Origin of the sequence: uncultured Tateyamaria sp. (assembly GCF_947503705.1) — a bacterium.
Lineage (GTDB): Bacteria > Pseudomonadota > Alphaproteobacteria > Rhodobacterales > Rhodobacteraceae > Tateyamaria.
On sequence record NZ_CANNES010000016.1, the window covers coordinates 16,160 to 29,455 of the forward strand.

Consider the following 13,296-nt stretch of genomic DNA (forward strand, 5'->3'; position numbering starts at 1 on the left):
TCTGATCCGTCGCCGCGAACATGGCCAGGCCGGGGCGCTGTATCGCGCACCCCGGCCTGATCGTTGGATGAAAGGATCACGATGCTGCGCGCATCCCGTCCTCGTTCACGGCAGCAGCCAGTTCATCGCGCACTGCTGACATGCCTGACTGCACAGCCGCCTTGCCACGGCTCTCAAGCGTCGCAACTTCGTCGCGCAGCGTCAGTTCGGCCTCGCGCATCAGTTGATCCCGTTTCGCGCCCATCAACTCGGTTTCGCGGCGGGTGCCGGGCAACAGCGCGCCCAACAGTGCACCCGCGCCAGCCACGGCGATGATAGTCATCCAAGGTCGTTCCTGATGCGTCTTGCGCACCGTTTCGGACAGGCGCGCGGCATGGCGTTCCAACCCTTCCTGGGCTGACAGGGCCTTGAGGCGCGCGGCGCGCACACGGGCGCGAGCATCAGGGCTCAGCTTGTCCAGACCTGCATCCAGCTTGACGCGCAGCGCCTGCGCCCGACCGGGGCCAACATCGACGCTGTCGGCGTGAATACGGGCCTGCTGTTTCATCCGCGCGTCAGCCTTTTCGATGCGGGCATCCGCCTCGCCCGAAAGAGGTGCCGTGGGCGATGGCGCAGGCGTGGTCGTCTTGGATCGTGGGGCAAACAGCAGGGCAAGGCCCGTGCCAATAAGGGCGAGGCTTGCGGGATTGGCACGCGCGCCGCGCACCCCCTGCCCCACCACGGTGCGGGCCACATCAGACAGCTGGCCGGTGGCGGCGCGCCCCATCTCGCCGGGAAAACGAGTGCTGAGCAGTGCGCTCAACGCGTGGGTCAGACCATCTCGATGGGCGTTGGCATTTGCGATTTCGTTTTGCGTCGTGTCACGAGACATGAGTGTTCTCCGTTACAATGCGTAGGGTTTTGGCGGCATGGGCCACCGTTTCAGTGGGTGCGATCGCTTCGGGCGACAGCCGCGTCAGGCCGAGCCACAGGCAAATGGCGGCAATCAGGCCGAGCGCACCAGCCGTTGCCAGCGCGGCCAGCCAGGGCGCGAGGCCCAAGGCCCCCAACCCCAGAAACAGCGCACCGGTCAGCGCAAACATCGCGCAAAGTGCACCGCCAAGGCCAATGGCCGCGAGGATGACGCCGACCCGCGCGGCACGCAGGTTCCTGGCCAGCTCCAGCTTGGCCAGACGCCATTCACTGACAAGCAGGCCGCGCAAATGCGCCGTCGCCGTGCTCAGATGGGTGAGCGGAGTTGTCGTTGAACTCTGCATCACGAGCGCCCCTCATTAGTGGCCCAAGGGTCGCCTGCCAGCGCGGCACGATCCGGGCCGGACCCGGCCTTGAGAAAGCGTGCGGCGGCAAAACCGACAAGGGCGGCCCCACCAAGGGCGAGTACGGGATGGCGCTTGGCCAGGTCTCCGGCTTCGTGCGCCAGCGCGTTAAGGTCAGCGCCGCGCAAATGCTCGGCGACCTGGCCCAGTACATCAACGGCCTGGCCCAGCATTGGGTCCACGGCGCTGTCGGCAGGCAACTCGTCACGGGCGGCTTCGGTGGCTTGCGCGACGGTATCAACCCGTTGGGCGGCCTCTGTGGTCGCCTTTGATACTTGCGTGTCCACGGCATCATTCAAATCGGCAGCCGCACGCTGCCCTGCATCTGTGACTGTCTGCGCGACCGAGGCGCTGGCGGATGTATTGGTCATCACTCGGATCTCCTGTGGCAAGTGGTGTGGCGGCATTTGCGCCGGTTGGATGTCCAACGCCCCCATCGCGATAAGGTTCCCTGCTCTGGGCAGATGGGCCGAAGGATCGGTAGACTCTTCCTTGTATCACAGCAAAAATGACGCTATATTACGTGCATACGACTGGAGTTTCTAAAAATGCAGCTTGCCCGCATGTCCCAGGACGGCCTGTTTGAACCGCGCGCGATTGCCGCAACCTTGCGCACCTCCTCCGAAGAGGTGGGGCAAAGCATCGGGTTGAGCAAAGACGCGGTGCAACGGCGCGCGCGCATTGTTTCGGCCAAGACACAGCGCCGCCTGCGCGAACTGGTCGAGGTTCTGAACAAGGTGCAGCCGCGCTTTGGTTCTGACCTGATTGCCTATGCCTGGTTCCGGTCCGAGCCTCTGGCGGGCTTTGACGGACGCACTGCAATGCAACTGGTGCGCGATGGCAAGGCGCATCAGGTGATGGACTATATTGATGCGGTGGATGCGGGCGTTTACGCCTGATGCCGCTGACCGATGGGCGGTATCGCGGGCTGCTATATCGCGCGCTCAACCCCGTATATGCCCGTATGCCGCTATCTGGTGCGGGGGCCGAGCGCTATGGGGGTCGGTTCAACCCGGTGGGCGTGGCGGCGCTCTATACGGCGCTTGATCCAACCACTGCGTTGCGCGAGGCCAATCAGGTCGGTGATCTGCAACCTACCGTTCTGGTGGCGTATCGGGCGGATATCGGCCCGCTCTTTGACACCCGCGACCCCGATGCACTGAAACAGATGGGCGTCACGCCTCGCGATCTGGCCGACCCGGCGTGGCGGGCGCAAATGCTTGATCAAGGGGCCGTGCCGACACAGGATTTGGCAGCGGCCTGCATTGCTGCGGGGTTTTCCGGGCTGCTTGTGCGCAGCTTTGCGCGTGGGACGGACGCGGGCAACCTCAACCTTGTTTTATGGGAATGGAAGGGCCTTGCCGTGGTGGATGACGATCAACGGCTTGACCGTATGTAGCGGGCCGCCCGGAACGTTTTGCCCCTTGAGTGCGTTCACCTGATGAAACGTCAGACCGCGAAAGGAGCATGCACATGTCAGCACCTGACACAAATATCGAAAAGCAAGCGCGCCGCCACCATCCCGCCCTGATCGGGATCGCTGTGGCAACTGCCGCTGTCTTCGTCTTTATCCTTGCGGCCCAGATGGCCCCCGAGGATGACGCAACACCCGCCCTCACCACAGCCACGACACAAAGCGAGTAAGGAGACTGTCATGGATATCCCACTTCTCGCCGTATTGTTTTTGTTGACCGCGGGGGCCGTGATCGGTTTTGCCGTGGTCAGCCGCACCAAGGTCAAGCAACGCATGAATGACCCGGATGCGCCGAAATCTACCCTGGCCAAGGACGGCCCAGACCGGTAACACAATAACAAAAAACCGCCGCAGTACATCACATGCTGCGGCGGTTTTTTTGTCTCGTGTTCAGTGTCAGTCGTCAGTCTTCGACTTCGGGCTGGATCTGTGCCCAGACCAGGAGCGTAAAGATCACGGTGCCGCCAATCACATTGCCTGCCAGCACCGGCAGGAAAAAGCCAAAGACTGCCTGACCAAGCGCCAGATCCGCCTGCACCAGCAGATAGGCCATTTCAACCGACCCGGCGACGATATGGGTGAAATCCCCAAGCGCAATCAACCAGGTAAAGAGAAAGATCAACGTCACCTCATTGCCCTTGGCCGTGGGCAGCATCCACACCAGCGCCGCGATCAGCACGCCTGCCGGAATGCCACGCATCAACCCTTCCATCGCGGGCATGCCCGTGGCGTGACGGCTGAGGTCGGTAAAGGCCGCTGCGACATCGGTGGACAGCACAGGCGCATAGACGAAAAAGCCCGCGACGATAAAGGCACCAATGACATTCGCCCCCAGTACCAGCGTCCAAAGGGCGATCATTCGCTGAAACGCGGCACCCGAACGGTTGATCAGAACGGGGGCCACGGTGGTGATGGTGTTTTCGGTAAACAGCTGCATCCGGCCGAGGATGACCAGCATAAAGCCAAAGGTATATCCCATGTTCTCGACGATATAGCGCCATTCCGCATCCGGCAGCCACGTCCGCAGCAGCGCTTCGCCCAGCACAGAGAAGGAAATCAGGATACCGGCGGCAATGCCCGAAAACAAAAGCGCCCGATTGGGGCGCAGCAACTCTTCCTCGCCATTGCGGCGCACGGATTCAAAGAGCAGCTTAGGCGACAGCATCGCGGCTTCTTCAACCGCGTCATCCTCGCTTTGGTGTTCGATCAGGTTGTCTTGCTCCAGATCTTTGGTGCGAAGGGTCATGCGGTGGCTCCTGGTATTGAATAACAGGTAGCTCAACGCGCCATGGTGACAATTGTTCCGTGTCAGGCGGAACAAACGTCGCGCGTCCGCGTTGGGGCCGCATGGATCTGATACAGCAAATCACCCCCGACACCGTCGTGGGCCCGCTTGTCGCGCAACTGTCCGGTTGGGTTGACGCGGGCATCGCCGCCCTGCCCCGCCTTGGCTTTGCCATTCTCATTCTGTTGATGACCGCGCTGTTGTCCTGGGGTGTGAAGGCGTTGATCAGTCGGGTGGGCGCGCGGACGCGGCTGCGCCGCAATCTGATCGACGTGCTGCGTCTGCTGACCGGCACTGCGCTGTGGCTGACCGGGGCGCTGATCGCCCTAACCGTGGTGTTTCCAAGCATCACGCCGGGTCGCGCCCTGACGACGCTTGGCCTGGGATCGGTTGCGATTGGTTTTGCCTTCAAGGACACGTTTGAAAATTTTCTCGCGGGCATCCTGATACTGCTGCGCGAACCGTTTCAGATCGACGATCATGTCGAATGCGAAGGGGCCGAGGGCCAGATCGAGGCGATCACCATCCGCGATACGCATATCCGCAAAACCGATGGGCAACTGGTCGTCGTGCCCAATGCGCAGCTCTTTCACAACCCTGTAACGGTGCGCACCGACAAGGCATTTCGCCGGACAGAGATCACGGTGGGCGTCGCCTATGGTGAGGACGTGGATGCCGCGCGCGATGTGATCGCCGATGCGGTGCGTGCCGTTGACATGGTGCGCGATGACGTACGTGATATTCAGGTGTTCGCCAAGGCGTTCGGGGCCAGCTCCATAGACTTTGAGGTGGCATGGTGGACCGGCTCGGCCCCCGTGGACATCCGCGCCAGCCGCGACAAGGTTGTCGCCGCAATCAAAAGCGCACTCGGCAATGCCGGGATCGAGATTCCCTTCCCCTATCGCACGCTCACCGTGAATGGCCCCCTGCCTGTCCGGGCGGTGCCAGACGCGGCGGAGTAACAGGTTGACCAAAGTTCGGGCAGGTGGTGGGTCGGATACCCTGATGCAGCGGGCGCGCCCGGGCACATTGGCTCTTGTCATCGCCAAACACGGTGCCCTGGCGGCATTGTTGTTTGGGCCGCCGCTGATCTGGGCATTGATTGAGGGGGCCAATGCGCTTGCCGCTGCCTTGGCTGCGCCTATCCTTGTGGGCCTGGTGGCCGCACTTGCAGCGCACCGGCGCCCCCTGCCCGACGATCTGCGCGGGGTTGAAGCGATGGTGGCCATCGCCCTGCTGTTTCTGCTGGCGGCGGTCCTGTCTATACCTGGGTTCATGGCCCTGGGCCTTGGCCCGGCCAGCGCCTTGTTCGAGGGGATGAGCGCGATCACCACCACCGGCCTTTCCGTCGCGCCTGACCCTGATAGCTGGCCCTTTGCGGCTCATGTGCTGCGGTCCTGGATGCAGTGGTGCGGCGGGCTGGCCATGGCCACCGCCGTACTGGCGCTTGTGTTGGGGCCCGGCCCCGCTGCCAAGATGATGGGCAAAGCAGGGATCGACGACCGCAACCGCATCCAATCCGCGCGCAGCCAGGCCCGCGAACTGCTTGGGGCATATGCGCTTTTGTTGGTGTTCTTTGGGGTGGCCATTTCGCTCGCCTTGGGCAATGCAGCCGAGGGGTTCGTTTTGGCGCTGTCAGCCGTATCAACGGGCGGCTTTGCACCACGGTCCGACAGTCTGGCCAGCTATGGCCTGGGCGCGCAGACGCTGGTGATACTGGCCTGCCTTTGTGGGGCGGTTTCGCTTTTGGCGTTCACACAGATGCTGCGCCGCAACGGGACACCGCTTTGGGCGTCCGCGTCGGTGCGGCGGGTGACCCTTGCCACACTGGCGTGCAGCGCGGCAGTGCCACTCGTAATCTGGCTGACCGGTACGGAAGCCGACAGTGTGCCCACGATCCTCAACCTGATCAGCGCCCTGACAACCGCGGGCTATTCAACCGGGGCAATGCCCACGGCCCCTGCCCTGCTCGTCGTCTTTGTGCTGGTGATGATCGTGGGCGGCGATCGCGGATCAACGGCGGGCGGGCTCAAGCTGTCGCGGATGGGGACCACGGCGCGCGCCGCGCGCCACGCCCTGACCCTGCCCCGCCTGCCCGATCGTGCCATCAGCCCGCTGCGCCAGAACGGCACCCCGGTCGATGACGGCTTTCTGGTGGCGCTCTTGGGGTTGATCATCCTCTACATCCTCAGCGCGGGGGCTGTGTGGGTGGTCTTGCTGTCTTTGGGCTTTCCGGCGTTGCCTGCGCTCTTTGACACGGTATCTGCCTTGTCGACCGTGGGCTTGTCCACCGGCGTCATCGGCCCCGACCTGCCGCCGGGCGCCCAGATTGCGCTCAGCTTTGCGATGTGGCTGGGGCGGCTTGAATTTATTGCGGTGATTGTTCTGTTCCTGCCCGGAACATGGACCCGCCGCCTCAGATGGAAGGGATAAGCGATGCGGATCGTGATTGTGGGCGGCTCCAAGTTCGGGGTCGCAACGGCGGAACAGATGATCGACAAAGGCCACGAGGTGGTGCTGATCGACAAGGACCGGGCCAAGCTGGAATGGATCAGCGACACGCTTGACTGCGGCCTGATCGAGGGTGACGGGTCGTCGCCTTCCGTACTGCGCGAGGCATTTGGCAGCGAAGATGACGTGCTGATCGCGCTGACCAATGCGTCCGACGACAACATCCTGACGGCCCTGGTGGCACGGTCCGTCGGCTTCGGCCGTGTGATCCCCCAGATCATCTCGCCCGAACTGCTCGAAGTCTGTGCCGAGCTGGAATTGGACGACACGATCACGCCGCATGCGACCGTCGCCCGGTCACTGTGCCGCGCGCTCGAGGAAGACACCGAAGTGACCGAAGACCTGAACCTGTCCGGCGCGCTGCGCCTGAAACGGGTTGAGGTGCCCGAGGGGCTGGAGGGCAAGACCCTGGCCGATCTCAATATCCCTGACACCGCCCGCCCGGTCGCCTTTATCGACGACAGCGGCGAGGCCCTGGCCGATGCTGATACAACGCTGACAGCGGGGGCGCATGTTCTGTTTGTTGTGGCGGCTGACGACGTTTCGCCCCTTCAGAAATGTTTTTCTGACTAAGCGCGGAACCAATGTCCGTCGACCGCGTTAAGAATTTGTAACCAAACGGTAGAGCGACCCATGACCCAGAAAAAACTCCAGATCGGCGACAGCGTGACATGGAACTGGGGTTCTGGCACCGCGACCGGAACGGTCAAACAGATCTACACCGACACGGTGACCAAAACCTTCAAGGGCACTGAGGTCACACGAAATGCAACTGACGCTGAACCTGCCTACCTGATCGAACAGGATGACGGGGATCGCGTTCTCAAAAGGGGCTCTGAACTGGATGCTGCGTAACCTTGATTGAAAGGAATTTACCCATGGGTATCGAAGTGGCCGGGATCGGCGGATTTATCCTTCTTGTACTGAACATCTGGGCGCTGGTGTCCATCGTCAGCTCGGGCGCGTCGACCGGGAAAAAGGTGCTGTGGTGCCTGTTTGTCCTGATCCTGCCCCTTATCGGCTTTATCGTGTGGCTGCTGGCTGGCCCACGCGGCAAAACGGCAGCGGCATAACCCCCGCTGGCCAAAGTTCCCTCCCCGGGTGCCATCCCCATCGTGCCCGGGACTTAAAACCCGCCGCATGTCCCGCGGCGGGTTTTTTGTGGCGATTCGGGGCATGGGTGCGGATATGCATTGGCGTTTTGCACTTTGTTAGAGACGAACACACGAAACGGGCGATTTGTGACCGGAAGTGAAAATTTATTTACTTTCAGTAATTTAACTGATGATTAGGCTGTGTTTCCGAGCCCACCACAAGATGTGGTATGCACCAATATCCTGCCGATATCCGCAGAATCGTGGACAAGCGCGTCTTGTTTGGATTAAGTAACGCTAAACAGTGCTTTGGCGAAACAAAGCGTTACACAAGAAACAGAGGCGGACGTGGCAGAGCCCCTATTGATCAATCAGCGCGTGCGCGCGCGGGCCGACACCCTTGGTGCGGCTTTGGATGCGCATATGCTCGCCTCCTTCGCGCCAGACGCGCGCAAGGAATTACGCCGCTTTTCTGCAGGAGAGGCGGCCGACCTTTTGGGCATTTCCACCAGCTTTCTGCGCAAGCTCCACTTTGACGGAAAAGCGCCGGAGGTCGAGATGTCGGCGGGCGGGCGACGCCAATATTCAGCACAGGATATCATGGCTCTGCGGCGGATCCTCGATGTGGGTAAAGAGGGCGCTTACCTGCCCGGGCGCAGGGACGGTGAAAAGCTGCAAGTGCTGTCTTTTCTGAACTTCAAGGGCGGATCGGGCAAGACCACCAGCACGATCCACACCGCGCAACAACTGGCGCTGAAAGGCTACCGGGTGCTATGCGTCGATGTTGATCCGCAGGCGTCGCTGACGGTGCTATTTGGCTACCGGCCCGAGTATGATTTTCTGGAACAGGGCACGCTTTATGATGCGATCCGCTATGACGATCCCCTGCCCTTGTCAGCCGTCATTCAGAACACCTTTTTTCCCGGTATCGACCTCGCCCCAGGCGGGTTGATGTTACAAGAGTTTGAACATGAAACGCCCCGCGCGCTGCTGGAGAATGTGCAACCGACATTCTATGCGCGGATGGCCGCGGTCCTCAGCGAGGTTGAGGATCAATATGACGTGGTTCTGTTCGATTGCCCGCCGCAACTGGGCTATCTGACGATGGCGGCCTTGTGTGCCTCAACCTCTGTCATGATTACGATTGTGCCGAACATGCTGGATGTCGCGTCGATGGCGCAGTTCCTGCAAATGAGCGCCGATTTGCTGGATGTGGTGGCCGAGGCCGGTGCGCCGATGGAATTTGATTTCATGCGCTTTCTGATCAACCGATACGAGCCCAATGACGGCCCCCAGCAACAGGTGGTGTCCTTTTTACGCACCCTTTTTGCCGATGAGGTCATGGTCGCCTCGATGCTGAAATCCACCGCCATCTCGGATGCGGGGCTGACGCAGCAGACGATTTACGAAGTCGAGCGGTCCCAATTCAACCGCCAGACCTATGACCGCGCGCTCGAGTCACTGAATGCAGTGAATGACGAGATAGAACAGCTTCTTCATAACGCATGGAGACGATAGAATGGTTCGCAAAAACGTATTGAACACGGCCCTGCCCCCCGCTTCGGGTGATATGAAGAGGCCCAAGGCCCCTGCCCCGCGCGGCGCCGTCGGTGCGCTGCAATCCTCGCTGTCCAAGTTGCAGGAAAACGCAGTTCAGGAGATCGACGCCAAGCAGATTGACGATGCCGGTGTCGAGGATCGGTTGGGTCATGATCACACCGATCACGTGGCCCTGATGAACAGCCTCAAGACCTATGGTCAGCAGGTGCCGGTTCTGTTGCGCCCGCACGCCAGCAAACGCGGCCGGTTCGAGATTGTCTATGGCCGCCGTCGGTTGCGCGCCCTCAAAGAGCTCGGCCAACCTGTCAAGGCAATGGTCCGCCAGCTGAGCGACGATGAGCTGATCATGGCCCAAGGCCAGGAAAACACCGCGCGCCGCGATCTGAGCTTTGTCGAGAAGGCAAGCTTTGCCGCGCAGTTGGAGGCAGAAGGCTATGACCGTGAAACCATTGCGGCGGCGCTGTCCATTGACCAACCGATGGTCAGCCGGATGCTGAGGGTCGGGCAGGCCGTGCCCCTGGAAGTGCTGCGCAAGATCGGCCCTGCCCCTGGCATCGGTCGTGATCGCTGGCTGGCCTTGGTTAAGCTTTTTGACATCAAGGGCGCGCGCAGCCGTGCCTTTGGTTTTCTCGACACGCCCGACGCCGCGACGCTGTCCTCGGACAACCGGTTCGAAGCGATCTTTGCCCGTGCCAAGGCCCCGAACGCCAAAGCACAGGCTGACAAAACTGCGCCCCGCGCATTGCGCACTGCAAGCGGCAGGGTGCTGGGCGATATCCGCCCCAGCCGCAAGGGTGTGACCCTGAACATTTCGGACAAGGACGGGTTCGCCCAGTGGCTTGATGCCCAGGCCGACACCCTGATCGCAGAGCTTCACGACCGCTGGTCCGTCAGCCAGTCGGAAGACCAAGAGCAATAAGAGCAGCACAAGGAGGATACGAGCGGACCCGCAGAAAAAGAAAAGCCCCCCGAAACGGTGTCTCGGAAGGCCCTTCATAAGCTTGCACCTTTGAAGTAGCCCGCAGCACCCAATCCTGTCAACTCTGACCGCCGGTTCAGGGGCAGAAAACTGTTGTCTCTCGTCATATATGATGACCATTCATGCCCAAACAACGTTCGGGCAGGCCGGGACGCGTGCGTCCGCCGGGCCTGCGACTGTCGACAAATGGAAATTGCTGGAGGCGCTGACCCATGCAGCGCCCAGCTTTGGTATCGGCCACCGTCAGATTGGCGTCTTGCGCGCCCTGATCAGCTTTCATCAACAACGGTTTTGGGCGGTCACCGCCGATCGCCTGATTGTTTATCCCTCGAACCGCACACTCTGTGATCGCCTGGGTGGGATGCCCGATAGCACCTTGCGCCGTCACCTCGCTGCGTTAGTCAGGGCAGGGCTGATTACGCGCCGGACCAGCAGCAACGGGAAACGGTTTCGGCGGGGCAGGGGGGCACAAGAGGTGGCCTTTGGCCTCGACCTCGCCCCGTTGGTTGTGCGTTCCGCAGCCATCACGCGTGCCGCCCAAGAACACCGGGCACAGGCCGAAGCCCAAGCCGCGGAACGCGCCCGCCTGCTTGCCCTGCGTGAAGAGTTGCGCGTCACCGACCCGGTACGGCACGGCACATTCCTAGCGGATCTTGGCCGCGCCATCCGCCGCAAATTGTCCATAGCCGAACTGAAACAGTGGATCGCAGTGGTACAAGAGAAATTGTCAGCCGTCATCCGTACAAAAAAAATGAACGCCAGCGACAGCCAAAATGAGCGGCACATAGAACCTCAAAAAAGAATAAATACAGTTGAACCGAATGGCGCAGACACACTCACTCCTCACGAGCTTCAACGTCTCTGCAAAGAGAGGGCGACCTATTTTCCCCAACCGATGCGCGATTGGTCAGACGTCATGCAATCTGCAACCGACGTTGCAAAGATGATCGGGTTGGCACCCCATGATCTTCAGAACAGCACCAAAAGGCATGGGCGCCTAGCCGTATCGGTAGTTGTCCTCTACACTTTGGAAGTCATCGACCGGATTGATGCACCCGCTGCCTATTTTAGGCGCTTGGCTGAAACGCCAAACATACTAGAGACAGTGACAAGAGCGCTCCGCCAAACCAATTTGTCAGCTGACAACTCATATAATAGTTTATTATCAGGACCTTAGATGAGGGGCCGCTTGGCATAGCCATCGCTTTCGGCATGGGCCAGCCTTGTCAACCGTGTCATGTCGTGAATTGTCAGCTTTTCATCTGACCATGTCGCAATCTGATCCTCGCGCAGACGCGCCAAGGTTTTGTTTGTGTGGACCAATGACAGGCCCAAGGCATCTGCCAAATCCTGTTGACGATAGGGCAGGCGGGCATGACCGTCGCGCACCATGTTGACGGAATCGAGACGCGTGTAGAACCGGTGAAGCGCCCAGGACACTTTGGCCAGCGCATCCAGTTGGCCGACCACGGCCAGTGCTTCGCCCAGAAAGATCTCTTCCAACGCCGCGATGCGGGTGAGGTCATAGGCGCGGGTCGGGTGGCTGCTGAACAGCGTCCACAGGTCAGAGCGATTGAATGTGCACAGACGCATCGAGGTCGAGGCCTCCACCGAGTGCTCCATCTCGGACATCACGCCCGCTTGCAGGCCGATAAAATCACCCGGCAGAACAAAGCCGATGACCTGGCGGCGCCCATCCTCCAATGTCTTGTAGCGCAGGCCCATCCCGGTCAGGCATGTAAACAGATGTGTCGACGACTGGCCCTGTGCCATGATTTCAGTCCCGGGCTGGGCTTCCAGCTCCCCGGTTTTGAACTTTTCCATAAAGGCGATTTCGGGCCCGGACATGTCCGTAAAGGCATCGAGCTTGCGAAGAGGGCAGTTTGAACAATTGGTCGACATTTTCTCCATCCGCTATGTCATAGTTTAATTCGTGTTCTGTGGGAATGTGTCATCAACGGCTGATGTGGACCCCAACAGACAAATGAATTCGCGCGACAGCATTCATCGCGATGTTCTGATCGCCGGATCGCACACGATCGAAGTCATGGATATGACCGATCATCTCCTGAGCCGAGGCTGGAACGAGCCCGTTACCGTCAAAACGGCGAAAGAGGCCATCGCCCTGCTGGAAACGCGGGGCGTGCCATTCTCCCTCACCGTGGTGATGGTGCCGACGAGCGATCCGATTGCCATGACCCTTGTCCGCATTTGTTCAGATGAGGGCAGCCCGGTTGTCATCGTGGACGGGGCCGCATCCGTGCAACAGGCAGGACAGGTTGTTGTCCTGGCCCGCCCCTTTATCGATACGGATATGGATCAAGCGCTGCGCAGCCTGAGCCTGATGGTTTAGCCGCGACGTGCCACGGCAAGGCCCAGCAATACGCCAATGCCCAAGGCGCCAGCCACGGCCAGGCCTGGGTTGCGGCGCACGGCGTCTGCGGCCTGCTTGCCCGCCGTCTGGGCGTGTTCCTGAACGCGCTCTGCGGTGTCTTGCACCTGTTGGGCGCTGTTCCAAGCGACGTCCTTGATTGTCTCTTGCAACACGTCCGCCTCGGAACGGGCTTTGTCCGCCAGATCGGACATTTTGGCCTGGGCGTTGTCCAACGTCTTGTCCAAGCCGTTTTTCGTCGACGTTTCACTATGGGTCTGTGTCTGTGCCATTGGTCGTCTCCTTTATGTCTTTCGTCACTGTACCAACGCCTGCGCCTTCGAATTGTTCCCGAACCGATATTGGAACTTTCGTGGGAAGCCGCGCGTTGACCTGTCGAAGCCGAAAGAAAGGAAACGACATGCTGAATTGGTCGATCTTATTTCTGGCCGTTGCTTTGATTGCCGCAGTCTTCGGATTTGGCGGCATCGCCTCGGCCTCCGCAGGTGTTGCGCAGGTTCTCTTTGTCCTGTTCCTAATCCTGTTTCTTGCCACGGTTGTGGCGCGCTTTCTGCGTGGCCGCTCCTGACCGAACCACACCATGACAACCAGCCGGACGACTGCGCGCAGGCGTCCGGCTTTTCTGACTCGAACGACTGGGATTTTTATATGGACCGCACAACCGCGTTGACCGAAGCCTTCTTGA

20 protein-coding genes are annotated in these 13,296 nt (G+C 60.6%); 14 read left to right on the forward strand and 6 right to left on the reverse strand.

The features are described from left to right. Positions 1-76: 76 nt before the first annotated feature. The 3 genes from Q1A44_RS21125 to Q1A44_RS21135 are packed head-to-tail and all read right to left on the reverse strand — an operon-like array spanning position 77 to position 1,687. The gene (locus tag Q1A44_RS21125) at positions 77-871 is read right to left on the reverse strand and encodes a hypothetical protein (RefSeq protein ID WP_299629268.1); all 795 of its coding nucleotides are present in this window, start codon (positions 869-871) and stop codon (positions 77-79) included. Beyond that, positions 861-1,256 carry a phage holin family protein gene (locus Q1A44_RS21130; RefSeq protein ID WP_299629270.1) on the reverse strand — a complete coding sequence of 132 codons (396 nt, stop codon included), beginning with the start codon at positions 1,254-1,256 and terminating at the stop codon, positions 861-863. Before Q1A44_RS21130 ends, Q1A44_RS21125 begins: the two co-directional genes overlap by 11 nt. Then, on the reverse strand, positions 1,256-1,687 hold the full coding sequence (locus Q1A44_RS21135; protein WP_299629272.1) for a hypothetical protein: 432 nt from the start codon (positions 1,685-1,687) through the stop codon (positions 1,256-1,258). The genes Q1A44_RS21130 and Q1A44_RS21135 overlap by 1 nt, the downstream gene beginning before the upstream one ends. A 192-nt stretch (positions 1,688-1,879) precedes the next feature. Here Q1A44_RS21135 and Q1A44_RS21140 point away from each other — a divergent pair, with 192 nt between their 5' ends. From Q1A44_RS21140 to Q1A44_RS21155, 4 genes are all read left to right on the forward strand, one after another. After that, positions 1,880-2,215 (forward strand): MbcA/ParS/Xre antitoxin family protein, encoded by a 336-nt coding sequence (locus Q1A44_RS21140; RefSeq protein WP_299629274.1) that lies wholly within the window; start codon positions 1,880-1,882, stop codon positions 2,213-2,215. Then, entirely contained in the window at positions 2,215-2,715 is a 501-nt protein-coding gene (locus Q1A44_RS21145) for an RES domain-containing protein (RefSeq protein ID WP_299629276.1), read from the forward strand. Before Q1A44_RS21140 ends, Q1A44_RS21145 begins: the two co-directional genes overlap by 1 nt. Before the next feature lie 74 nt (positions 2,716-2,789). Further along, positions 2,790-2,960: a hypothetical protein gene (locus tag Q1A44_RS21150; RefSeq protein WP_299629279.1), complete on the forward strand. Its 171-nt coding sequence runs from the start codon at positions 2,790-2,792 to the stop codon at positions 2,958-2,960. 10 nt (positions 2,961-2,970) lie between these two features. Beyond that, a complete protein-coding gene (locus tag Q1A44_RS21155) occupies positions 2,971-3,120 on the forward strand; it encodes a hypothetical protein (RefSeq protein ID WP_299629281.1) in 150 nt (49 codons plus the stop codon). Positions 3,121-3,193: 73 nt separating this feature from the next. Here the strand turns inward: Q1A44_RS21155 and Q1A44_RS21160 are convergent, their stop codons facing one another. Next, positions 3,194-4,036, reverse strand: coding sequence for a formate/nitrite transporter family protein (locus tag Q1A44_RS21160; protein WP_299629283.1), 843 nt, complete (start codon positions 4,034-4,036; stop codon positions 3,194-3,196). Positions 4,037-4,137: 101 nt separating this feature from the next. On the opposite strand from Q1A44_RS21160, the gene Q1A44_RS21165 reads away from it, so the two are divergent. From Q1A44_RS21165 to repC, 8 genes are all read left to right on the forward strand, one after another. Beyond that, a complete protein-coding gene (locus Q1A44_RS21165; protein WP_299629285.1) occupies positions 4,138-5,037 on the forward strand; it encodes a mechanosensitive ion channel family protein in 900 nt (299 codons plus the stop codon). 4 nt (positions 5,038-5,041) lie between these two features. Further along, entirely contained in the window at positions 5,042-6,508 is a 1,467-nt protein-coding gene (locus tag Q1A44_RS21170; RefSeq protein WP_299629287.1) for a potassium transporter TrkG, read from the forward strand. A gap of 3 nt (positions 6,509-6,511) precedes the next feature. Then, positions 6,512-7,159, forward strand: coding sequence for a TrkA family potassium uptake protein (locus Q1A44_RS21175; RefSeq protein WP_299629289.1), 648 nt, complete (start codon positions 6,512-6,514; stop codon positions 7,157-7,159). A 60-nt stretch (positions 7,160-7,219) separates the two neighbouring features. Next, positions 7,220-7,441: a DUF2945 domain-containing protein gene (locus Q1A44_RS21180; RefSeq protein ID WP_299629291.1), complete on the forward strand. Its 222-nt coding sequence runs from the start codon at positions 7,220-7,222 to the stop codon at positions 7,439-7,441. A gap of 23 nt (positions 7,442-7,464) precedes the next feature. Beyond that, the gene (locus Q1A44_RS21185) at positions 7,465-7,659 is read left to right on the forward strand and encodes a PLD nuclease N-terminal domain-containing protein (RefSeq protein ID WP_299629293.1); all 195 of its coding nucleotides are present in this window, start codon (positions 7,465-7,467) and stop codon (positions 7,657-7,659) included. A gap of 369 nt (positions 7,660-8,028) precedes the next feature. Further along, the gene (repA, locus tag Q1A44_RS21190; protein WP_299629295.1) at positions 8,029-9,198 is read left to right on the forward strand and encodes a plasmid partitioning protein RepA; all 1,170 of its coding nucleotides are present in this window, start codon (positions 8,029-8,031) and stop codon (positions 9,196-9,198) included. 1 nt (position 9,199) lies between these two features. Continuing rightward, on the forward strand, positions 9,200-10,159 hold the full coding sequence (gene repB / locus Q1A44_RS21195; RefSeq protein ID WP_299629297.1) for a plasmid partitioning protein RepB: 960 nt from the start codon (positions 9,200-9,202) through the stop codon (positions 10,157-10,159). 169 nt (positions 10,160-10,328) lie between these two features. Next, positions 10,329-11,396, forward strand: coding sequence for a plasmid replication protein RepC (repC, locus tag Q1A44_RS21200; RefSeq protein ID WP_299629299.1), 1,068 nt, complete (start codon positions 10,329-10,331; stop codon positions 11,394-11,396). Here the strand turns inward: repC and Q1A44_RS21205 are convergent. Beyond that, positions 11,393-12,121, reverse strand: coding sequence for a Crp/Fnr family transcriptional regulator (locus tag Q1A44_RS21205; RefSeq protein ID WP_299629301.1), 729 nt, complete (start codon positions 12,119-12,121; stop codon positions 11,393-11,395). The genes repC and Q1A44_RS21205 overlap by 4 nt on opposite strands. 82 nt (positions 12,122-12,203) lie before the next feature. Here Q1A44_RS21205 and Q1A44_RS21210 point away from each other — a divergent pair, with 82 nt between their 5' ends. Further along, on the forward strand, positions 12,204-12,572 hold the full coding sequence (locus Q1A44_RS21210) for a hypothetical protein (protein WP_299629304.1): 369 nt from the start codon (positions 12,204-12,206) through the stop codon (positions 12,570-12,572). On the opposite strand, the gene Q1A44_RS21215 is transcribed toward Q1A44_RS21210, so the two are convergent. Beyond that, on the reverse strand, positions 12,569-12,883 hold the full coding sequence (locus Q1A44_RS21215; RefSeq protein WP_299629306.1) for a hypothetical protein: 315 nt from the start codon (positions 12,881-12,883) through the stop codon (positions 12,569-12,571). The genes Q1A44_RS21210 and Q1A44_RS21215 overlap by 4 nt on opposite strands. A gap of 128 nt (positions 12,884-13,011) precedes the next feature. On the opposite strand from Q1A44_RS21215, the gene Q1A44_RS21220 reads away from it, so the two are divergent. Next, on the forward strand, positions 13,012-13,179 hold the full coding sequence (locus Q1A44_RS21220) for a DUF1328 domain-containing protein (RefSeq protein WP_299629308.1): 168 nt from the start codon (positions 13,012-13,014) through the stop codon (positions 13,177-13,179). The last annotated feature ends 117 nt before the right edge of the window (positions 13,180-13,296 follow it).